This is a genomic window from Flavobacterium sp. (assembly GCF_031381455.1).
In the GTDB taxonomy this organism is placed as follows: domain Bacteria; phylum Bacteroidota; class Bacteroidia; order Flavobacteriales; family Flavobacteriaceae; genus Flavobacterium.
Map to the genome: position 1 here is coordinate 42,164 of NZ_JANMXZ010000025.1, position 23,094 is coordinate 65,257.

The following is a 23,094-nucleotide window of genomic DNA, read 5'->3' on the forward strand; positions in this document are numbered from 1 at the left end:
TGAAGATGCTTTTTCTATACAATTTATTGCTGCTTTTTGCTTCACAAATAGTGAAATTGTTGGGGCTTTTTATTCCTAAAATAAAGTTGTTTATTGATGGTAGAAAGACTGTTTTTCAAACATTGGAAAGCAAAATAAGTTCCGCTGATAAAACCATTTGGTTTCATGCGGCTTCGTTAGGCGAATTTGAACAAGGGTTGCCTGTGATGGAAAAAATTAAAGAAGAATTCCCTAATCATAAAATTGTTGTGACGTTCTTTTCGCCTTCTGGTTATGAAGTTCGTAAAAATAATACTATCGCCGATGTTACTGTTTATTTGCCTTTGGATACAAAATCAAACGCTCAAAAATTCCTGAACCTTGTTCATCCCGATTTGGTTTTCTTTATCAAATATGAATATTGGCCAAATTATTTAAATGAGTTGAAAAAGCTCAATATCAAAACATATTTAATTTCTGGGATTTTTAGAGAAAACCAGGCGTTTTTCAAATGGTATGGTGCATTTTACCGAAACGCTTTAAAAACATTTGATTACTTTTTTGTACAGAATGAAAGTTCCAAAAAATTATTGCAAAGTATTGGTTTTACTAATGTAAAAATCTCGGGCGATACACGTTTTGACCGTGTAGTTTCTATTTTGGAACGAGATAATTCTCTGTATTTTATAAAGCAATTTAAAAACAATACAACTACCATTGTCATTGGAAGTTCCTGGCCAAAAGACGAAAACTTGCTAGTGAATTACATCAATCAAACCAATGGAAAAGTAAAATTTATCATTGCGCCACACAATATCAAATCAGAACAAATTCAGGAATTGAAAAAATCGATTTCAAAAAAAGTGATTTTATTTTCAGAAAAAGAGAATATGGATTTATCTGATTACGATGTTTTAATTGTTGACACTTTTGGCATTCTGACCAAAATATACAGTTATGCAGATATTGCTTATGTTGGTGGCGGTTTTGGAAATCCCGGTGTTCATAATATACTAGAACCAGCAACTTTTGGCATTCCGATTATTGTTGGTCCCAATTTTTCGCATTTTGCCGAAGCTGTGGCTTTAGTTCATCAAGAAGGCTGTGTTTCTGTTGCTAATCAAAATGAATTGAATGATGCCTTTCCCAATTTGATTTCGAATGAAGATATTAGACATGAAAAAGGTCATATTTGCTCGACTTTTGTGCAAATGAATAAAGGTGCAACTGAAGTTATTATGAAGCATATTACGAAGTAAAAATGTTAGAAAGACTTTTTTATATAGAATATGAAGCGAGAATGAAAAATGAAAAGTATTATAATGCTGGAAGTTTTCATGTGTCGTTCGTTGTTGGAAAACTATTTTTGTTTTTGCTACCATCACTTTTTTTACTTCATAAATTATATGAACATGGAATTCTTAATTGGTACAAATATTTTGATTATTCGGGAACAATCAGATTATCAGTGATTTTTACCGCTTTTTTTATACTGTATGCATACTGCTTTTTTAATTTATTTAGAGACAAGAAAAGAATCATAATTTTGCAGAAATACAGAGGCAAATACAAAACGTTAATTAAATATTCACTAGTATTTGTATTTTCAACAATGTGTGCCATACCGTTAATCTTGATTCTTTTAATAGAATTATTTTTCAAATTACTTTAAATCAAAAAATGAAATTTTTAAAAATCCTACTCTTATTTGTTTTCGTCCAAGTTTCTGCGCAGCAAGGTGGCATGTGGATTCCTTCTTTGTTAAAAGGAATGAACGAAGACGAAATGAAAAGCCTTGGCATGAAAATAACTGCCGAGCAGATTTATTCTATCAATAAATCGAGTATAAAAGATGGTGTTCCACATTTTGATAAAAAATGTACGGCTGCTGTTATTTCGGACAAAGGTTTGATTTTAACCAATCATCATTGTGGTTTTGACGCCATTCAAAATCACTCAACGGTTCAACACGATTATCTCGCTGATGGTTTTTGGGCATACAAAATGGAAGACGAATTACCTAACAAAGGAATGGTAGTTTCTTTTGTAGTGCGAATTGATGATGTTACTACAAAAGTTTTGGAAGGTGTTGCGGCAATTGAATCTGAAGCCGACAAACAAAAAAAAATTCTTGAAAACATTACTACTCTAACCAAGACATTGCCAAAAGAAAGCTGGGAGGAAAATGCAATCAAAACATTTTACAACGGAAATCAATATTTGCTTTTCGTAACTGAAACATTTAAAGATATTCGATTAGTTGGAGCGCCGCCAAGTTCGATTGGAAAATTTGCTGATGTCAGTGATAATTGGGTTTGGCCAAGACATACCGGTGATTTTTCACTTTTCCGAATTTATGCAGACAAAAACAATCGTCCTGCAGAATATTCAGCTGAAAATGTGCCTTACAAACCCAAATATTTTTTTCCAATCTCTATTAAAGGTTTGAAAGAAAACGACTTTACGATGGTTTTGGGTTATCCGGGCACAACACAGGAATATTTGCCTTCGTTTGCAGTTGAGCAAATTGTAAACACTTCTGATCCAGCTAAAATTGAAATTCGGGATATTACTTTAAAAGTTCAGAATGGATTTATGCGAAATGATAGAGCTATTAAAATTCAATATGCATCAAAAAATCAAACTATTGCAAACGCTTGGAAAAAATGGCAAGGCGAAATCAAAGGATTGAAAAAGTCTAATGCTATTAGAGAAAAACAAAAATTTGAAAAGCAATTTCAAGAAAAAGTTATCCAAACAGGAAAAAAAGCCGAATACGGAAATCTGATTCCTGAATTTGAAAAAAATTATAACGAAATCAAAGACTATGCTCTAGCGAGAGATTATTTTAATGAAATTGTTATTACAAATTCTGAAATATTAAACGTTGGTTATAAATTATATCAGTTAGAGCAATTATTTAATACTAAAGGAGAGCTGGCTTTTAACGATAGAAAAAAAACATTAATCAATGGTTGGGGAGAATTTTATAATGAGTTTAATCCAGCGGTTGATCAAAAAGTTTTCGAGGAATTAATTACCATATATTGTAAAAAATATCCAAAACAATTTTTACCAAGTTCATTAGAAAATGTTAATGCAGAAAATATAGCCAATCAAGTTTTTACGAAATCACAATTGGTAAGCTATGATAAGGTCAAAGAATTATTAACTGGTGATACAAAGACTGTTTTAGAAAAATTAAACAATGACGAAGGATATAAAGTGGCTAAAGCAATCGCTGATACCCATTTAAAAAAAGTAATACCAAAATATGATGAGATAAATTTAAAAAATACTGCTGTGCAGAGAACCTATATGAAAGCCATTTTAGAATTATTCCCAAAAAATAGAAATTTCCCGGACGCTAACAGTACACTTCGTGTAACCTATGGAAAAATTAAGGGTTACAAACCAAATGATGCTGTTTTTTATGAGCCTTTTTCCTATTTAGATGGGGTTATCGAAAAATATATTCCCGGCGATTACGAATTTGATGCTCCTAAAAAACTAATTGATTTGTACAATGCAAAAGATTATGGTATTTATGGTGTAAACGGTAGAATGCCATTAGATTTCATAGCTACAAACCACACTACCGGCGGAAACTCCGGAAGCCCTGCATTAGACGCCAAAGGAAATTTAATTGGTTTAAATTTTGATAGAGTATGGGAAGGAACAATGAGCGATATTTATTATTCTCCTGAAATTTGTAGAAATATAATGGTTGATATTCGTTATGTTTTGTTCATCATTGATAAATTTGCTGGAGCTGATAACTTAATTAAAGAGTTAAAAATCATTGCTCCAAAAAAATAAAAAGTGATATTTTAACATTAATTTAAGTTTTGGCACAGTTCTTGCTAAACAAAAATCGAAGTAAAATATAGGTTTTTTAAAAAAAATTAAAAAATTATTTTAACCTATTAAAAAATTTATATCTTTGCCTCGAATTAATAATTAACCTTTTATATTAAGTAAGATGAAAAAAGTATTTTTAAGTTTAGCTGTTATTGCTGCATTAACTGTAGTATCTTGTAAGCAAGCTGATGCTGCTGCTACTGAAGCTGTTGACTCAACTACTGTTGAAGCTGTTGACTCTGTTGCTGCTCCAGTTGATTCAGTTGCCGCTCCAGTTGATTCAGTTGCGACTGAAGCTGCTGCTCCAGCTGAAAAAAAATAATTAGACAACTAATTATTTTTAAAGATTTAAAGCCACGCTTAGCGTGGCTTTCTTATTTTATGTAATGTTCAAATTTATTTGTAAAGTATGTAAACAAAAAAAGCTTCAAACTGTTTTTGAAGCTTTTTGTACTCAGAGCGGCTCCGAAGCTTCGGAGTTGAACACGCACGAAATCAAAGTTTCGCAACAATATTATTTATAATCATTTCATCTTCTATCAACCGTTCGATGAATTTCTTTGACTTCATTCTCTTTATAAATCTTTCTAATTTATATGCTTTCTAACTTGATTCACATGAATGACTTAAGAATAATTCCCAAGGAATTCCTTTTGTTGTAAAAGCATTTATATACAACCTTGAGTTATGTTCGAACAATCTTTTTTCAACATTATCAGTTGTTCCAACATAAAATCGGTTGAGTTTTTTTTGAAAATAAAATATAAACAAAAAACATATATTCTTAATTACAAAAAAAGCTTCAAACTGTGTTTGAAGCTTTTTGTACTCAGAGCGGGACTTGAACCCGCACGAACATTGCTGTTCACTGGATTTTAAGTCCAGCGTGTCTACCAATTTCACCATCCGAGCAGAATGATTTTTTTGATGGTTTAATTTTTAGAAAAAATTAATTAAATACACTCACCATCCGAGCTTTAAATTTTTTGATGTTTAATTTTTAGAAAAAATTAATTAAATATATTCACCATCCGAGCGCTATATTTTGTGATGATTTAGTTTAAAAAAAACTATTCCCATCTATACTATTATGATAATTAACATCATAATCAGAACGTTTAATCTTGAGCGAAAAACGGGGCTCGAACCCGCGACCTCGACCTTGGCAAGGTCGCGCTCTACCAACTGAGCTATTTTCGCATTCACATTATTTGTTAGAACAGCAATACTTATGCTGTATTGCGGATGCAAATGTAATATTAAAAATGAATAATACAAACGTTTTTTTTGAAAAAAAGTTTGTTAAACCATAACCAATTGATAAACACAATTCAGTAGCTGCATTTATTTTTTCTGTAGCATTCGTTTTAATTCATTTAGTTTCATCAAAGCCTCAATTGGTGTGAAAGTATTGATGTCTAAATTCATTATATCTTCTCGTATTTCTTCCAATAACGGATCATCAAGATTGAAGATGTTTAACTGCATTTCGTCCTTTGCTAACTTTATTCCACTTAATGATTCACTAGAATGATTTTTTTCTAATTTCTTTAAAAGTTTCTGTGCCTTTTGAATCACAGTTTGCGGCATTCCGGCCATTTTTGCTACATGAATACCAAAACTATGAGCGCTTCCTCCGGCAACCAACTTTCTGATGAAGAGAACCGTATCTTTTAACTCTTTTACCGAAACATTGTAATTCTTAATTCTTGGCAACAACTCACTCATTTCGTTCAATTCGTGATAATGTGTCGCAAATAGTGTTTTTGGTCTAGCTGGATTTTCATGCAAAAACTCTGCGATTGCCCATGCTATCGAGATTCCGTCATAAGTACTAGTGCCACGTCCAATTTCGTCTAATAAAACCAAACTTCTATCCGAAATGTTATTCAAAATCGAAGCAGTTTCATTCATCTCCACCATAAAAGTAGATTCGCCCATTGAAATATTATCACTTGCTCCTACTCTAGTGAAAATTTTGTCGACAATTCCCATTCTGACTTTTTCTGCAGGTACAAAACTTCCCATTTGAGCTAATAAAACAATTAATGCCGTTTGTCTCAAAATTGCAGACTTACCAGACATATTTGGTCCAGTAATCATAATAAGTTGTTGCGATTCTCTATCGAGGAAAACATCATTGGGCACATACGGAACACCAACAGGTAATTGTTTTTCTATAACCGGATGACGACCATTGGTAATTTCTAATTCAAATGTTTCGTCAAGAATTGGGCACACATAATCGTTTTCTATGGCTAATTGCGCAAAAGAAATCAGGCAATCTAATTGTCCAATTAAATTACCATTCAACTGAACTTGCTTAATATAAGTTGCAATCCAACTGACCAATTGTTCAAATAATTGACTTTCTATTTGATGGATTTTTTCTTCAGCACCAAGAATTTTAGTTTCATATTCTTTTAATTCTTCCGTAATGTATCTTTCAGCATTTACTAAAGTTTGCTTTCTAATCCATTCTGTCGGAACTTTATCTTTATGGGTGTTCCGTACTTCTATATAATAGCCAAAAACATTGTTGAAAGAAATCTTCAAAGAAGAAATTCCTGTTGCTTCTGACTCTCGTTTTTCGATGCCCTCCAAATATTCTTTTCCTGAAAAGGCAATACTACGCAATTCGTCTAATTCGGCATGAACTCCACTAGCAATTGCGTTTCCTTTGGCAATAGCCACTGGTGCCTCTTGATTTAATGTAACTTTTATTTTTTCACGAAGCAAATCACACGCATGCAAACTATCGCCAATAACACGAACTGCTTCTTGTTTACTTTCCAAAGCAATTACTTTTATTGGAATAATAGCATCTAACGATTCTTTGAGATAAATAACTTCTCTTGGAGAAATTTTTCCGGTTGCCACTTTTGAAATCAAACGCTCCAAATCGGAAATTTGCTTGATTTGGTATTGCATATTCTGAAGAATTTCTATATTCTCTTTTAAATAAGAAACAACTTCATGGCGACTTCTAATCTTGTGAATGTCTTTCAAAGGCAAGGCCAGCCATCGTTTCAATAATCTTGAACCCATTGGCGAAAGCGTTTTGTCAATCACATCCAAAAGTGTAACTGCATTTTGAGAATGACTGTGATACAATTCTAAATTCCGAATCGTAAATCGATCCATCCAAACATAAACATCTTCTGCAATTCTTTGAATATTGGTAATATGCTGAACTTTATTATGCTGCGTTTCCGATAAATAAAACAAAATTGCACCTGAAGCTATAATGCCATCGAGCAATTCTTCAATTCCAAAACCTTTCAATGAACTCGTTTGAAAATGATTGTTTAACGTTTCTAAAGCATAATCTTCTTTGTAAAGCCAATCTTCTAGATAGAAAACATTGAATCTATCTCCGAATATTTCTTTGAATTGGTTTCGGTTGTTTTTTTGAATTAAAATTTCACTCGGACTAAAGTTCTGCAACAACTTATCAATATATTCTTCATTGCCTTGTGCTGTTAAAAATTCACCCGTAGAAACGTCTAGAAACGATACTCCTAATTGTTTTTTGCCAAAATAAACCGAAGCCAAAAAATTATTCGATCTCGATTGTAAAACCTCATCGTTCATTGAAACTCCGGGCGTAATTAATTCGGTTACACCACGTTTAACAATAGTTTTAGTCATCTTTGGATCTTCGAGCTGGTCACAAATCGCTACACGAAGTCCGGCTTTTACCAATTTTGGCAAATAGGTATTTAAAGAATGATGTGGAAAACCCGCTAAGGCCGTTTCGGTTTCAGAACCTGCACCACGCTTGGTTAAAACAATTCCAAGAATTTTGGAAGCTCGAATGGCGTCTTCTCCAAACGTTTCATAAAAATCGCCCACTCTAAACAGCAAACACGCATCGGGATACTTTCTTTTTATCTCGTTGTATTGCTTCATTAACGGAGTTTCTTTCGTCGAAATTTCTTTGGCTGCCAATGGATTTAAAATTAATTTTAGTGAAAGCGAATTTAAATATTTTAGAATGATTTAGCCATCCAAAAAAAATTAATTTAACCTTAAGACAAAAAAAAGAGGAGCGTTTCAATTTTTAAATAGATTTGTACCTGAAACTTAAATACTATAAAAAATGAAAAGAATTATCCTATTAGCTGCAATTACTGTTTTTGGTGTTGCAACTAGCAACGCACAAACTGCAAAAAAAACAGCTAAGAAAGCTGATACACCTGTTAAAGTTGAAACTCCAAAAGTTGACGGACCGGGAATGGTTTTCGAAAACGAAACTATCGATTACGGAACAATCCCTCACAACGCTGATGGAAAAAGAGAATTTGTTTTTGTTAACAACGGAAACAAACCTTTAGTTATTGAAAGCACACAAGGTTCTTGTGGTTGTACAGTTCCTTCAAAACCAGAAGGTGCAATTGCTCCAGGTGCAAAAGGAGTTATTGGTGTAAAATATGCGACTGACAGAGTTGGTCCATTTACAAAAACGGTAACCATCAAATCTAATGCTACAGGACAAGAAACTAAAGTAGTTACAATCAAAGGAACTATTTTGCCAGATGCTCCAGCTGATGCTGCTGCTCCAACAAAAAGCTAAATTTTACTTAATTATAATTCAAGAAAGTCCTGATAATATCAGGACTTTTTTTTTGAATATCTTTGTCAAAAAAAATGCGCAAGCTTGAAAATAAAGAATTAGAACGAAAATCAATTACTGATTTTAAAGAAGCCAAAAAAACACCCGTAATAATTGTACTGGATGACATTCGAAGTCTTCATAATATTGGTTCTGTATTTCGAACAGCCGATGCCTTCTTAATCGAAAAAATATATCTCTGTGGCATAACCGCCATTCCGCCGAACAAAGAGATTCACAAAACGGCACTTGGCGCAACCGAAACTGTTTCTTGGGAATATCAAAAAGACATTTTAGAAGTAATTGAAAATCTTAAAAAAGAAAATGTATCCGTCTTTGCTATTGAACAAGTTGAAAATTCAATCTTTCTTCAGGATTTCAAAGTTGAAAAGAATAAAAAATATGCATTAATTTTTGGTAATGAAGTTTATGGTGTTTCCCAAAGCGCCATCGAGCTTTGCGATGGAACAATTGAAATTCCGCAATTAGGGACAAAACATTCTTTAAATATTTCGGTAAGCGCCGGAATTGTGGTGTGGGATTTGTTCAAAAAGATGTTGAGTTAATTTATACAGAATTTTAGCATTTATTTTACAATTTTTAAATTTGTCTTATCTATTTTTAGCCATGCAGAAAAGACTTCCACTTTTTTTGTTTTTATGCCTTCAATTTCTTTTTGGAAATAATGTAATTGCGCAACAATTCCAACAAAACCGTATCTCTTTAAAAGTTAATATTGCTCCAGTTCTATCAGCAACTGGAAATCAAACATATTGCCCAGGAAACTCTATGAAAATTGTTTCCGATTTTAATATTGTTGATCCCGATGATACTGGAATTGACGCCATTTACATTCAAATTTCATCAGGTTATACCTCTATCCAAGACTTATTGTTTTTAACAGGAATTCATCCAACTATTAATTCTAATTGGAATCAAAGCACAGGGAAACTCACTCTGACAGGAGTCGCATTACAACCAACATATACCGAAATGATAGCGGCTGTTAAAGACATTGTTTTTTTAAATAATTCTACAAGTCCTAGTGGTATCAGAACTTTTTCGATAACGATTGGTCAGTCAAATTATCTTCCTTCAAATGGTCATTATTATCAATATGTCCCCAATACAGGTATTACTTGGTCAGATGCGAAAAATGCTGCTCAAGCAAGCAACTACTATGGTTTACAAGGTTATCTAGCTACTATAACTGCAGCTGACGAAGCTCAATTGTCAGGAGAACAAGCTGCTGGCGCAGGATGGATTGGCGGAAGTGATGAAGTAACAGAAGGTATTTGGAAATGGATAACTGGTCCCGAAGCAGGTACCATTTTTTGGAATGGTGACGTAAATGGGTCAACGCCAAATTTTGCCAAATGGAATAATGGAGAGCCTAATAATTTGGGAGATGAAGATTATGCTCACATAACAGCTCCAGGATTAGGTATTACAGGCTCTTGGAATGATTTATCAAATATAGGGGGCGCGAGTGGCGATTATCAACCTAAGGGATATATTGTAGAGTACGGCGGTATGCCCGGTGATCCTATTTTGAATATTTCTGCAAGCAGCACGACAACCATTCCTCAAATAAACCAACCAGGAGTTTATGGTATATGCGAAGGACAAAATGTAACACTAAATGCGACAGCAACCTATGGAACTATAAGTTGGTATCAAAACCCAACAGGGGGAACTCCATTAGCTACAGGAAATTCTTTTACAACTCCAAATTTAATTACGACTACAATTTACTATTTAGATGCTTATCCTTTGGGCTGTTCAACTGGAACGAGAACTCCTTTAACCGTAAATGTAATTAAGACACCTACACTTATCTTAAATCCTGGAAATAATATTTGTGGTAATACAACAGCGACTTTAACTGCTTCTACCGACGTAGGCAGTGTAAATTGGTATTCAGGATTAACCGATACTACTCCATTAGCTACAGGAAATAATTTTACAACACCTGTTCTTATGGTCAATACAACCTACTATGTTGACGCAATTAATAATGGATGTTTTTCAGCTCCTAGAATGTCAGTAACCATTAATGTTTATCCATTATTATTATTGCCAAATGATGTAATCGTAACAATATGTGAGGGAACATCGATTGAACTTGATACGGGTGTTTCTGGACTATCTTATAATTGGTCTACGGGAGAATTATCACAAAAAATAATCGTCACTAATCAAACTCAATATACAGTCACTGCTTTTGACGGAAACAATTGTTCAGCCACTCGAACTTTTGATGTTAGTGTAAATACCACACCAATTATATCAGAAATCCTAATCAATGAAAACACTGCTACTATTTTGACATCTAACACAGGCGATTTTGAATATTCCGTTAATGGTATCGATTATCAAACTTCTCCTATTTTCAATCTTCTTAAAGGAGGTTTTTATCAAGCTTTTGTTCGAGAAAAAAATGGTTGTGGGTATGACTCTGAGAATTTTACTTTAATAACATTCCCTGTTTTTTTTACACCAAATGGCGATGGGTTTAATGACAATTGGTTGGTTAGCGGTATAAATTATTATCCAAATGCTGTGGTGACCGTTTTTGACCGGTTCGGAAAATTGATTACTATCTTAAATGCTGTAAATACTTCTTGGGATGGCACATTTAACGGGAATCTTTTACCTTCGACAGATTACTGGTTTGTTGCAAAAATCAATAATACTTTACCCGAAAGAAAAGGGCATTTTTGCTTAAAAAGATAGATTTAGTTGGAAATCTTATTCTGAATTTCGTTTAAAATAAAAACATAATCTTCCTGATTATTCTGGAAATCCCTATTGGTCACATCGATAATCAAAACATTTAAATCTGTTTGGGATTTGATATAATCTAAATAACCATTATTGATTTTTTCAAGATATTCAGCCGAAATTTCCTGCTCATAACTTCTTCCTCTTTCTTTTATATTTTCCAAAAGGCGCTCTGAAGTCTGATACAAATAAATATATAAATCGGGCTTTGGCATTTCTTTGTAGATAATATCAAACATCGTTTTATACAAACGAAACTCATCTTCAGCAAGCGTAACTTTGGCAAAAATCAACGATTTGAAAATATGATAATCGGCAACGATAAAATCTTTAAACAAATCAAATTGCGCTAAATCATCCGAAATTTGCTGGTATCTATCGGCTAAAAACGACATTTCCAACGGAAAAGCATAACGGTTTTGGTCTTCGTAGAATTTTGGCAAAAATGGATTATCCGCAAAACGTTCTAAAACTGATTTCGCATTAAAATCTTCGGCTAATTTATTTGTCAACGTAGTTTTACCGGCGCCAATATTTCCTTCAATGGCAATGTAATTGAAATGGTCGAGTTTTAATTTCGCAATCGGAATTTCTAAATTCTGAATGACTTTGCAATTGCTTTTATCTTCTGAAATTACTAACAATTCATGCAAATATTTTTGTAAAATGGGATGACGCCAATCTAGATGTAAATCCTGCATTGGCAACAAAACAAATAAGCGGTTTTGCATTTCGGGATGTGGCACTTGTAGTTTTTCCGAAGCGATGATTTCTTCATCAAAAGTAATCACATCAATATCGATAATTCGGGCTTGATACCCTTCAACATCTTCACGAACTCTTCCTAAAGCTTCTTCGAGCAAAAGACATTCTTCCAAAATTTGGTGTGCCGATTTGTGCGTATTCATAATCACAGCACAATTGTAGAATTTTTCACTCTCAAAACCCCAAGATGGCGTTTCATAAAGCTTGGAAACTCTAATAATTGTTCCAATTTCATTATGTAAATTATCAATGCAACGCATAATGTTTTCGAGACGATTGCCTTGATTGCTACCTAAAGATAAAATGACTTGATGCTGCTTTTTCATGGAAGCACAAATTAACTAAAACTATTTTAGAATTTCGACAAAAATTACCAGACTGTTAATAACAATTTCTCAACAATCAAGGCGGATTGAAATCTTAAAACTTCCATAAAGTATAACCGAATTATGAGGAAATTGCTCTATTTTTGTTAAATTAAAGCGTAACTAAATCTATCACATCATGTTAAAGAAAATCTTAAAAATCGTTGGAATTGTTTTATTGCTGTTAGTGATTTCGGCATTTGCAATTCCGTATTTCTTTAAAGACCAAATCAAAGCCAAAATTTTAACTTCCATCAATGAAAAAGTCGATGCTAAAGTGGCTTTTGCTGATGCCGATTTGAGTTTGTTCCGAAATTTTCCCAACGCAAGTGTTTCGATAGAAAAGCTATCCATCATCAACAAAGCGCCATTTGAAGGCGATACTTTAGTTGCTTTTGAAGAATTAAATCTGAAAATGTCTATCAAAGAATTATTCAATGATGCTAACGAACCAATGATTATTGATGGGATTTCATCTAAAAATGGTTTGATAAACATTATCTTTAACAAAGACGGAATTGGCAATTATGATATTGCTTTAAAAGATAAAAATAAAGATGACAATGAAAAAAGTAAACCACTTTCGTTAAAGATAAAAGAGTATTCGGTTGAAAATTTCAAGTTCAAATATTATGATGAAAAGTCAAAAATAAAAATGGTTTTAGACAGCATCAATCACGAAGGAACCGGAGATTTTGCCGCATCAAAATTGGATTTGGTGACCAAATCAACTGCGAAAATTTCGCTTGATATGGACAAAATTAATTATATGAAAAATGTCGTAATTTCACTCGATGCCATACTTGGAATTGATTTGGATAAAAGCAAATATACGTTCAAAGAAAACAAAGCCAAAATCAATGAATTGCCTTTAGAATTTGATGGTTTCATCCAATTGGTCGATGCCGGACAACAATATGATTTAACATTTAAAACGCCAACTTCTTCATTCAAAAACTTCTTGGGATTGATTCCGTCGCAATATTCGAGCAATTTGAAAGATGTGAAAACCAGTGGCGATTTTACCGTTGTAGGTTTTGCTAAAGGTTTGTATTCGGATAAAACGGTTCCAAAATTCAATGTCGAAATCGCCTCAAACAATGCTTCTTTTCAATATCCGAATTTGCCAAAATCTGTTAAGAATATTATTATCGATACCAAAATCATCAACGAAACCGGCTTGATGAATGACACTTATGTGAACCTGGATCAATTGTCGTTCCAAATTGACCAAGATGTTTTCAATGCGAAAGCCAATATTAAAAATATTGCCGAAAATGCTTTAGTGAATGCCGCTTTAAAAGGAACTATCAATTTGGCTAATCTTACGAGAGCCTATCCTTTAAAATTGGACAAACCGTTAACCGGAATTTTAAATGCCGATGTTACCACAGCATTTGATATGCAAGCAGTTGAAAAAAGCGATTATGCGCGAATCAGAAACGCTGGAACTATGGATTTGACTGGTTTTAATTATACTGATGAAAATGGGAAAACTATGAAAATCAGTAGAGCTTTAGTCTCTTTTGACCCAAGTCGCGTGAATTTGAAACAATTTAATGCCACTACAGGAAACACCGATTTGGCTGTAAGTGGTGTTTTGGAAAATTTCTATGGTTTTATATTTAAAAATCAGGAACTGAAAGGAAACTTTAATTTAAACTCGAATCAATTGGCGGTAAGCGATTTTATGACTACTGAAACGGATGCTAAAAAACAAACAAAAGCCAATGAAGCGATGAAAATTCCAGCGTTTTTGAATTGTTCGTTAACTGCTAAAGCCAACACGGTTTTATATGATAATTTGGTTTTGAAAAATGTATCCGGAAAAATAATTATCAAAGACCAAAAAGCAACTTTGGAAAATGGTAAAACCGATATTTTTGGCGGTTTGATTACTTTCAATGGTGATGTTTCTACCAAAGAAAAAACGTCAAAATTCAATATGGATTTAGGGTTGAATGGTGTTGACATTGCGCAAACCTTCACTCAATTGGAAATGATGAAAAAAATTGCACCTCTTGCTGGTGTCATTAATGGAAAACTAAACTCAAAAATCAAACTTTCCGGAAATTTGAAAAATAAAGAAATGACGCCAGAGTTAAAAAGCATCACGGGAGATTTACTCGGACAATTGCTTTCCACAACCGTAAATTCAAGCAACTCGACTTTGTTAACCGCTCTGGATGACAAGCTGGGTTTTATGGATTTGAAAAAATTGAATCTTAATGATTTGAAGGCTGCATTAACTTTTAAAGACGGAAAAGTAAATGTAAAACCATTCGATATCAAATACCAAGACATCAAAGCAACAATTGGTGGAAGTCATGGCTTCGACCAATTGATGAACTATAATGTAAAATTGGATGTTCCTTCTAAATATTTGGGAACAGAAATCAATAATTTAATTGGGAAATTAACACCGTCTGACGCTAAAAAATTTGAAACGATCCCGATAAATGCTATTCTAACTGGTAATTTTAAAAATCCAAATATTACTACCGATGTCAAACAAGCTACGACCACTTTGGTCACTAACTTGGTGAAACAACAAAAAGACAAACTGATTCAACAAGGCACTTCGGCACTTGGTAATATAATTCACAACAGCACGACACCAAAGGATACTTCTAAAACGGCAACGCCAAAACCTGATGTAAAAACTCAGGCCACAGATTTAATAAACGGATTGTTCAATAAAAAGAAAAAAGCAGCTCCAAAACCTGAGACAACGCCAACAACCACAAAATAACAGGAAATTTTTGCCACAGATTCACACATTAAAAATGATTTTAAAATCTGTGAATCTGTGGCAAAAAATAAAAACTAAATCGAAATCTTAACCACATAACCTTCAAAAGTTCGAACATTAAAAACCGTTCCGTCTTCAAACATCAAATACTGCCCTTTTATACCTGTTAGCTTTCCTGAAAAATTTGGTGATTTGTCTAAATTCAAGCTGTTGACTTTTGTTGGAAATTGCAAAACAGGATAATGCAATTCATATAAATTTTCCTTTTCGGGATAATAAAAGTCCTGAACTTCTTTTGGAATCAAATATTTCAGCGACCCTTTTTCTTTGAGCAAATCAACTTTTGGAACATCATTTTTTAACATTTTTTGCCAATTGGTTTTATCAGTGTAATGATTCTTTAGTGCGACTTCGGTAATTCCAGCTAAATAACGATTCGGAACTTCCACAATTGGGATGGCTTGAATGGCGCCTTGATCAATCCAACGCGTTGGCACTTGAGTTTGTCTGGTAACACCCACTTTTACTTCACTTGACAACGCCAAATACACAATATGCGGTTGCAATTGGACTTTCTTTTCATACTCTAAATCGCGGTCTTCTATGTCTAAATGAGCCGTGCTTAATTCGGGTTTCATAATCCAATCGCCTGCAGCTGCCGAACTCATAAAACAATCATAACAAAAACCCTGACGGAAAATCTTTTTCTTTTTGCCACAATTCAAACATTGGTAACCAACGAAATTTATCTCCATCGATTTTCCCAGCAACTGATTCAAACTCAAAAAACTGTTCTCAAAAACCAGATAATACTGAATCGGATTTAAGAATTCGGTTTGCATTTTGGTTAATACGCCTTCGTAAGTCATATCTTTATTTGGGAATTAGGAATAAGGATTTAGGAATTAATTGCTTATTTTAGCGTAAAGTTACAATCCTAAATCATAATTCGCAATTCCTAAATTCGAAACATGCCAATACCATTAATAAATTCTATCGCTTCGTGGGTTTTGAAACAGCGCATTCATCAGATTGAGTTGTTTCTGAAGTATCCTCACGAAGTGCAGGAAGAACTAATGATGAATTTGATTCGTTTGTCTGAAGAAACGGTAATTGGTCAGAAATATGATTTTGAAAGTATCAAATCTTATCAAACTTTTGCAGAAAGAGTTCCTGTTTCTACTTATGAAGATTTGGAACCAATGATTGAGTTAACCCGAAAAGGAGCTCAAAATGTTTTTTGGAACACGCCAATAAAATGGTTTGCCAAATCGAGCGGAACCACCAATGCAAAAAGTAAATTCATTCCCGTAAGCAATGAAGCTTTGGAAGATTGTCATTACAAAGGCAGCAAGGATTTGTTGTGTATGTATTTGAATAACAACGAAAACTCGGAGATGTTTTTAGGCAAAAGTTTGCGTCTTGGCGGAAGTTCTCAGATTTACGAAAACAACAATACGTACTTTGGTGATTTATCCGCAATCTTGATTGAGAACATGCCCATTTGGGCTGAATTCAGTAGTACGCCGAGTAGTAAAATTTCTTTAATGCACGAATGGGAATCCAAACTTTCCGCCATTATCAACGAAACCAAAAATGAAAACGTAACCAGTTTTGCAGGTGTTCCTTCGTGGATGTTGGTGTTATTAAACAGAATTATGACCGAAACTGGGAAAGATAATTTAATGGAATTGTGGCCAAATCTGGAAGTTTATTTTCATGGCGGCGTAAGTTTTGAACCGTACAGAGAACAATACAAAAAAATACTGCCTCGAAATAATTTTAAATATTACGAAATATATAATGCATCAGAAGGATTTTTTGCAATCCAGGATTTGAATTATTCCAACGATTTGTTGCTGATGTTGGATTATGGGATATTCTATGAATTCATACCGATGGATACTTTTGGCACCGAAAACCAAAAAGTAATTCGGCTTGCTGATGTGGAATTGTTTAAGAATTATGCCGTTGTGATTACGACCAATGCTGGACTTTGGCGCTATTTGATTGGCGATACCGTCCGCTTTACTTCTTTGTCGCCGTATCGAATTCGGGTTTCGGGAAGAACCAAACATCATATCAACGTTTTTGGCGAAGAACTAATGGTTGAAAATACCGATATGGCTTTGGCTAAAACATGCTCAGCTTTAAACTGCGAAGTGACAGATTATACGGTTGCTCCTATTTTTATGAAAATAAAGGAAAAAGGCGCCCACGAATGGATGATTGAATTTAAAAAACACCCAGAAGATATAAAACTTTTTCAAAAAAGATTGGATGAAAATTTACAGACGTTGAACTCTGATTACGAAGCAAAGCGCTACAAGAATATGACGCTAAATCCTTTAGCTATTAATGTTGCGCGAGAAAATCTATTTTACGACTGGCTCAAAGAAAACAACAAACTCGGCGGACAACACAAGATTCCGCGTCTTTCTAACGAAAGAGATTATTTGGAGCAGCTGAAAAGTATGCAGGTTGAAATCACAAAAAGAAAATAACAAAAGTCAAATAAATTTCAATTTAGAAATCACAAACTCCAAAATGAAAAAACTAGTAGCGATATTATTTTTTATAGCTTTCCTAACCTCTTGTGGACCACATCGAATGAAATGTGGCCCGGGAAGACGATGTTTGGTTGACATTCCAACAGAAAAAATGATTATAAAAAATCCCGTTGCTTGAAAACAAAACTTTACCTCGCCTTATTTTGTGTGGCGTTCTTTTGGGGAACTACTTTTTTAGCCATACGCATTGGGGTTGAAACCATTCCTCCGTTTATTTTGGCTGGCATTAGGAATCTGATTTCAGGTTCAATTATATTCATTTATTTATTGTCTCAAAAGAAATTAGAAAGCATCAATCCGAGACAATTTTTGCAAGCTTTTATACTATCCATGCTGATGATTGTTTTGGCAAATGGTTTGACTACGTATTCTGAAAAGTACATCACTAGCGGATTGGCTTCTTTAATTTCAACATTTACACCTTTCTGTGTCTTGATTTTGAATTTGATATTAGCTTATGAAAAGTTATCTGTTAAAACGATAGTTGGGATTCTGTTAGGAATGTCGGGGATTTTCCTAATCTACCAAAGCAGCTTGGCTGATCTATTGATTCCTGAATACAGGCAAGGGGTTTTTGCATTGTTGTTGGCAATTTTAGCTTGGTCTGTTGGAACGATATTTATGAAAAGAGGTAATGAAAATTCGTTGACCATGTTGATGAATGTTTGTGTTCAAATGCTAATTGCCGGTGTGGTTTTGACTTCGATTCAATTCTATATTACACCTGATTTCTCTACAACAGCCTGGAGCTCACGAAGTGTTTTTGCTATGATTTACTTGGCTTTGTTTGGCTCGGTTGTAGGCTATGTTGCTTTTAGTTATTTAATTACGCAATTGCCTTCAACAAAAGTTGTGGTGCTGTCCTATGTCAACTTAGTAGTGGCTTTATTTTTAGGTTGGTTGATTCTAGATGAAATAATTACAGGGCGTATTATCATCGCAACTATACTGATTATTAGCGGCGTAGTGATTGTAAATTATAAAAAAGCAAATTAATTTTATTTGTGTTGTAACAATTGATGGATGAGAAAGTCTTATGGGCAATCATCACCCGAGGCGCAGCCGAACTGTTTGGAGCGCAGCGGAGAAAATCATCAATCAAAATCAATCACAAATGAAATCAATCATTATGAGCGCGCTATTATTGGCAGCAACTGGTGCATTTGCACAAGAGAATCCGACAGGAAGTCAGGAAAGCTCAAAGACCAACACAACAGATAAAACCAACGAACTTTCAGAAGTTACTGTGTATGGCAACAAAAAACAATACATAAAAGTAGATTCAGACAAAACTACGATTAACGTCAGAGACAATGCTATGCTTAACAGCGGTAGTAGTCTTGAAGCGGTGAAAAAAATTCCCGGAGTTATTACATCACCATCAGGAAGTATTACGCTTAACAGCAAAGGCGTAAGTATTTATATTGATGGCACGCCCACTACTCTTAGCGGCACTGATTTACAAAATTATCTGGCCACATTACCCGCCAATGCCATTGAAAAAATCGAATTAATTTACAATCCCGGAGCTTCTTTTGATGCCAATGCCAGTGGTTCAATAATTAACATCATCACAAGCGCCAAAAGAAAAAAAGGCATCAATGCCAGTTTTAATATCAATTATAATTTTAATAAATATCAAAAGCCAAGTCCACAGATTTTGTTGAACGGAAAAACAAAAGATTTGAGTTGGCAAACTATGATTGGTTACAACTATATCGACAGTGAAAGTTTGAATATAACGGACCAAAACTTTACTTCTTTTACGCCAAACGAGCATCTGTATCAAAGGAATTTGGCAAAGTTTACCAATAGAAATTTCTATTTCAGAACGGGAACGAATTATAAGCTGAACGAAAAATCAAATTTATTGTTCAACTATAATTTAAATATGGCGAATGACCGAATTACGAACCAAGCCACAACTACCGGAACCGGAATTGACTATTCAAATTTTGGTTATGCCAAAAACAAAAACAACAATCACGAGTTGAGTTTACAATACAAAACCAAGTTGGACACTATTGGAAGAACACTAGATGTTACTGCTTTTAGCAACTTCTTTGACAAAAAGCCAACAACAATTTCACAAGGTCAAAGCAATGGCGATGCGACGTATTATAATGGTTTTGCCGATTTTAAACTGGCTAATTATTATTTGAAATATGACTTTGCGATTCCTTTCAACACTATTAATTTTTCATTGAATACTGGTGGAAAATACAATATCATTAAAGTTACTGATAACGGAATCTACAACTTGAATTCGGCATCTAATTCGGTTATCGATTTTGATTATACCGAAAATAATTTGGCTTTTTATATTGAAGCCAGACAGAAAATTAAGAAGTTTAACTTCACTGCCGGTCTTCGTTTTGAAGATTATAAAGTCAACAGAACGGCGACGCAAAATAGTACTGAAACCAAAATCAATTTCAAAAACACTAACTTTTTCCCAAATGTAAGTGCGCTTTATGAAATGAATGAAAATGTGAATTTTTCAGCTTCGTATTCTAAAAAAATCCAACAGGCCAATTACAATACGTTAGACCCAAATAATTTCGCGAATTTTGACCAATACAATACTTCACAAGGGAATCCATTTTTAAAACCAACATTTTTTGACAATTTTGAGTTGAAGATGACTGCTTTTCAGTTTTTGAGTTTAGGCGGGAATTACACCATTGCTAAAGATAAAAACTTCTTCATATTCAATGCTGAACCGGGAGAATTGGTTAGTACACAAACTTTTCAGCAGTTTGATAAAGTAAAAACCTTTAGCTTGTTTGCTTCGATTCCTTTGCCATTGGATTATTTCTTTAAAGGAAAAGAAGAGTTTCAAAAAAGGATGAACAATATGGAGAAAATGAATTACATCTTTTTCAATTTCAATTACATCAAAGTCCAAACAGAAGGTTATGATTTTTCGTTTAAAAACAAACCTATTTTTAATTATGCTGCAGAAGCCCAATTCATTTTACCTTGGAATATCAAGAATAGTATGTCTTACTATATTTTACCAAAAGGAACTTGGGAAATCTATAATATCACCAAGCCAATTCAGCAGTTTGATATTTCGTTCAGCAAAGATTTTATGAATAAAAATTTAAAAATAGGATTGCATTGCTTTGATGTTTTCAATGCCAATGAAGTGAACGCTACGGTTTCATCTACTAATCTGCAAACGCAATTTTATCAAAAACAGGATTCGAGAACTTTTAGACTTTCGTTAGTTTACAACTTTGGAAACTTAAGCTTGAAAAAAGACAACACCAACATTGACGTTGACAAAACCAATTCAGGTGGCGGACTAGTTAGATAAACTTCTTAAAACAAAAAAACCCTCAATAGAGGGATTTTTTTATGATGCTATTTCAAGTCTTTTCAAAAGGTTTTTGGTTAACGCATCTCGCGTATAATCAACATCGATATGCAATTCTTTTTCATCTGAACTTGGCAAATCATACATCGCATCAGTTAAAATAGCTTCACAAAGTGAACGCAAACCTCTTGCACCTAATTTGTATTCCAAAGCTTTGTCAACAATATAATCCAAGGCTTTGTCATCGATGGTGAATTTCACTTCATCCATCGCAAACAATTTTTTATATTGCTTGATTAAGGCATTCTTTGGTTCGGTTAAAATAGCGCGAAGCGTTTCTCTATCCAAAGGGTCCATATGTGTCAATACCGGAAGTCGACCAATGATTTCGGGAATTAATCCAAAATCTTTGATGTCTTTTGGGATAATATATTGAAGCAAATTGTCTTTGTCAATATTGTCAACATTTTTAGAAGTGTTATAACCAACTGCAGTTCGATTCAACCGTTTAGAAATAATTCTTTCGATACCATCAAAAGCACCACCTGCAATAAACAAGATGTCTTTGGTGTTGACTTCAATAAATTTTTGGTCCGGATGTTTTCTTCCACCTTTTGGCGGAACATTTACAACCGTTCCTTCTAATAATTTCAGCAAAGCTTGTTGCACGCCTTCACCGGAAACATCGCGGGTTATTGATGGATTGTCACTTTTACGTGCAATTTTATCAATCTCGTCAATGAAAACGATTCCTCTTTCGGCTTTTGCCAAATCATAATCGGCAGCTTGTAATAATCGGGTTAAGATGCTTTCTACATCTTCTCCAACATAACCGGCTTCGGTTAAAACGGTTGCATCAACAATCGCTAAAGGAACTTCGAGCATTCGCGCAATGGTTTTAGCTACCAATGTTTTTCCGGTTCCGGTTTGACCAACCATGATGATGTTGCTTTTTTCGATTTCAACATCTTCTTCGTGTTGCAATTGCATCAATCTTTTATAGTGATTGTATACCGCAACCGACATTACTTTTTTGGTTTGCTCTTGTCCAATAACGTATTGATCTAAAAACGCCCGGATTTCTTTTGGTTTTTTCAAAATCAAATCAGTTGCCGACTTCAAAGCAGCACTTCCACCTGATTTCAATTCTTCTAAAACTATTCCGTGAGCTTGTTCAATACATCTGTCGCAAACGTGCGCATTTATTCCAGCAATCAGTAAATTGGTTTCTGGTTTTTTCCTTCCACAAAAAGAACATTCTAAAACTTGTTTTGCCATTTTCTATTTGAGTGCCTGAGTCCTAAGTGGCTGAGTGGCTGAGTTTTTTCTCAGTTACTCAGCAACTCAGTTACTTAGCAACTTTTTAAATTTATCTTCTTAAAACTTCATCGATCATACCGTATTCTTTGGCTTCATCGGCAATCATCCAATAATCGCGCTCTGAATCTTTGTGCACTTTATCAAATGTTTGTCCCGAATGATGTGCAATAATTTGGTATAACTCATCTTTTAATTTCAACATTTCTCTCAAGTTGATTTCCATATCGGTTGCCACTCCAGATGCGCCGCCTGATGGTTGGTGAATCATTACTCTTGAATGTGGTAAAGCCGAACGTTTTCCTGCTGCACCGGCACATAATAAAACAGCGCCCATAGATGCTGCCATTCCGGTGCAAATTGTTGCTACGTCTGGTTTGATGTATTGCATAGTATCATAAATACCTAAACCTGCATAAACGCTTCCACCTGGAGAATTGATATAGATTTGGATGTCTTTTGAAGCGTCAACACTTTCCAAAAACAGCAATTGTGCTTGGATAATGTTGGCCATATAATCGTCAACTCCGGTTCCCATGAAGATGATTCTATCCATCATTAAACGGGAAAAAACGTCTAGTTGCGACACATTCATTTGGCGTTCTTCAATAATATAAGGTGTCATGCTACCTACGATTTTATCGTAGTATAAACTGTTTACGCCATGTTTTTTGGTAGCAAATTTTTTAAATTGCTTCGCCAGTTCGAGCGTAGCTCTCGGGTCTTTTCCGTAGTCCATTATAAATTTTGTTATGGGTTTTAAA

The 23,094-nt window shown here is 34.1% G+C and carries 17 protein-coding genes and 2 tRNA genes; 11 read left to right on the forward strand and 8 right to left on the reverse strand.

Annotated features, from left to right (window positions below):
* Positions 1-5 precede the first annotated feature (5 nt).
* The 3 genes from RMN97_RS06745 to RMN97_RS06755 all read left to right on the forward strand — a co-directional run bounded on the left by RMN97_RS06745 (position 6) and on the right by RMN97_RS06755 (position 4,162).
* Complete coding sequence (locus RMN97_RS06745; RefSeq protein WP_309613759.1) at positions 6-1,238, forward strand: glycosyltransferase N-terminal domain-containing protein; 1,233 nt, start codon at positions 6-8, stop codon at positions 1,236-1,238.
* A gap of 421 nt (positions 1,239-1,659) precedes the next feature.
* Positions 1,660-3,798 carry a S46 family peptidase gene (locus tag RMN97_RS06750; RefSeq protein WP_309613760.1) on the forward strand — a complete coding sequence of 713 codons (2,139 nt, stop codon included), beginning with the start codon at positions 1,660-1,662 and terminating at the stop codon, positions 3,796-3,798.
* Positions 3,799-3,961: 163 nt separating this feature from the next.
* The gene (locus RMN97_RS06755; protein WP_309613761.1) at positions 3,962-4,162 is read left to right on the forward strand and encodes a hypothetical protein; all 201 of its coding nucleotides are present in this window, start codon (positions 3,962-3,964) and stop codon (positions 4,160-4,162) included.
* 281 nt (positions 4,163-4,443) lie between these two features.
* On the opposite strand, the gene RMN97_RS12890 is transcribed toward RMN97_RS06755, so the two are convergent.
* The 4 genes from RMN97_RS12890 to mutS all read right to left on the reverse strand — a co-directional run bounded on the left by RMN97_RS12890 (position 4,444) and on the right by mutS (position 7,791).
* A complete protein-coding gene (locus RMN97_RS12890; RefSeq protein WP_409024880.1) occupies positions 4,444-4,611 on the reverse strand; it encodes a GIY-YIG nuclease family protein in 168 nt (55 codons plus the stop codon).
* A gap of 55 nt (positions 4,612-4,666) precedes the next feature.
* Positions 4,667-4,752 (reverse strand) — tRNA-Leu (locus tag RMN97_RS06760).
* 215 nt (positions 4,753-4,967) lie between these two features.
* A tRNA-Gly gene (locus tag RMN97_RS06765) sits at positions 4,968-5,040 on the reverse strand.
* 144 nt (positions 5,041-5,184) lie between these two features.
* Positions 5,185-7,791: a DNA mismatch repair protein MutS gene (gene mutS, locus RMN97_RS06770; RefSeq protein WP_309613762.1), complete on the reverse strand. Its 2,607-nt coding sequence runs from the start codon at positions 7,789-7,791 to the stop codon at positions 5,185-5,187.
* A 151-nt stretch (positions 7,792-7,942) separates the two neighbouring features.
* Here mutS and RMN97_RS06775 point away from each other — a divergent pair, with 151 nt between their 5' ends.
* The 3 genes from RMN97_RS06775 to RMN97_RS06785 all read left to right on the forward strand — a co-directional run bounded on the left by RMN97_RS06775 (position 7,943) and on the right by RMN97_RS06785 (position 11,191).
* A complete protein-coding gene (locus RMN97_RS06775; protein WP_309613763.1) occupies positions 7,943-8,416 on the forward strand; it encodes a DUF1573 domain-containing protein in 474 nt (157 codons plus the stop codon).
* 74 nt (positions 8,417-8,490) lie between these two features.
* Complete coding sequence (locus RMN97_RS06780; protein WP_309613764.1) at positions 8,491-9,021, forward strand: RNA methyltransferase; 531 nt, start codon at positions 8,491-8,493, stop codon at positions 9,019-9,021.
* A gap of 61 nt (positions 9,022-9,082) precedes the next feature.
* Complete coding sequence (locus tag RMN97_RS06785; protein WP_309613765.1) at positions 9,083-11,191, forward strand: T9SS type B sorting domain-containing protein; 2,109 nt, start codon at positions 9,083-9,085, stop codon at positions 11,189-11,191.
* 2 nt (positions 11,192-11,193) lie between these two features.
* On the opposite strand, the gene folK is transcribed toward RMN97_RS06785, so the two are convergent.
* Positions 11,194-12,330 (reverse strand): 2-amino-4-hydroxy-6-hydroxymethyldihydropteridine diphosphokinase, encoded by a 1,137-nt coding sequence (folK, locus tag RMN97_RS06790; protein WP_309613766.1) that lies wholly within the window; start codon positions 12,328-12,330, stop codon positions 11,194-11,196.
* A 178-nt stretch (positions 12,331-12,508) separates the two neighbouring features.
* Here folK and RMN97_RS06795 point away from each other — a divergent pair, with 178 nt between their 5' ends.
* Positions 12,509-15,121, forward strand: coding sequence for an AsmA-like C-terminal region-containing protein (locus RMN97_RS06795; RefSeq protein WP_309613767.1), 2,613 nt, complete (start codon positions 12,509-12,511; stop codon positions 15,119-15,121).
* A gap of 74 nt (positions 15,122-15,195) precedes the next feature.
* Here RMN97_RS06795 and RMN97_RS06800 read toward each other — a convergent pair whose 3' ends face one another.
* Positions 15,196-15,990, reverse strand: coding sequence for a DUF2797 domain-containing protein (locus tag RMN97_RS06800; RefSeq protein WP_309613768.1), 795 nt, complete (start codon positions 15,988-15,990; stop codon positions 15,196-15,198).
* 102 nt (positions 15,991-16,092) lie between these two features.
* Here RMN97_RS06800 and RMN97_RS06805 point away from each other — a divergent pair, with 102 nt between their 5' ends.
* The 4 genes from RMN97_RS06805 to RMN97_RS06820 all read left to right on the forward strand — a co-directional run bounded on the left by RMN97_RS06805 (position 16,093) and on the right by RMN97_RS06820 (position 21,013).
* The gene (locus tag RMN97_RS06805; RefSeq protein ID WP_309613769.1) at positions 16,093-17,625 is read left to right on the forward strand and encodes a GH3 auxin-responsive promoter family protein; all 1,533 of its coding nucleotides are present in this window, start codon (positions 16,093-16,095) and stop codon (positions 17,623-17,625) included.
* 43 nt (positions 17,626-17,668) lie between these two features.
* Positions 17,669-17,809, forward strand: coding sequence for a hypothetical protein (locus tag RMN97_RS06810; RefSeq protein ID WP_309613770.1), 141 nt, complete (start codon positions 17,669-17,671; stop codon positions 17,807-17,809).
* Positions 17,806-18,687 (forward strand): EamA family transporter, encoded by an 882-nt coding sequence (locus RMN97_RS06815; RefSeq protein ID WP_309613771.1) that lies wholly within the window; start codon positions 17,806-17,808, stop codon positions 18,685-18,687. The genes RMN97_RS06810 and RMN97_RS06815 overlap by 4 nt, the downstream gene beginning before the upstream one ends.
* 118 nt (positions 18,688-18,805) lie before the next feature.
* Positions 18,806-21,013: a TonB-dependent receptor domain-containing protein gene (locus tag RMN97_RS06820; RefSeq protein WP_309613772.1), complete on the forward strand. Its 2,208-nt coding sequence runs from the start codon at positions 18,806-18,808 to the stop codon at positions 21,011-21,013.
* A 39-nt stretch (positions 21,014-21,052) separates the two neighbouring features.
* On the opposite strand, the gene clpX is transcribed toward RMN97_RS06820, so the two are convergent.
* Together clpX and clpP are read right to left on the reverse strand one after the other, a co-directional pair.
* On the reverse strand, positions 21,053-22,291 hold the full coding sequence (clpX, locus tag RMN97_RS06825) for an ATP-dependent Clp protease ATP-binding subunit ClpX (RefSeq protein ID WP_309613773.1): 1,239 nt from the start codon (positions 22,289-22,291) through the stop codon (positions 21,053-21,055).
* A gap of 91 nt (positions 22,292-22,382) precedes the next feature.
* Positions 22,383-23,069: an ATP-dependent Clp endopeptidase proteolytic subunit ClpP gene (gene clpP, locus RMN97_RS06830; protein WP_309613774.1), complete on the reverse strand. Its 687-nt coding sequence runs from the start codon at positions 23,067-23,069 to the stop codon at positions 22,383-22,385.
* Positions 23,070-23,094 lie beyond the last annotated feature (25 nt).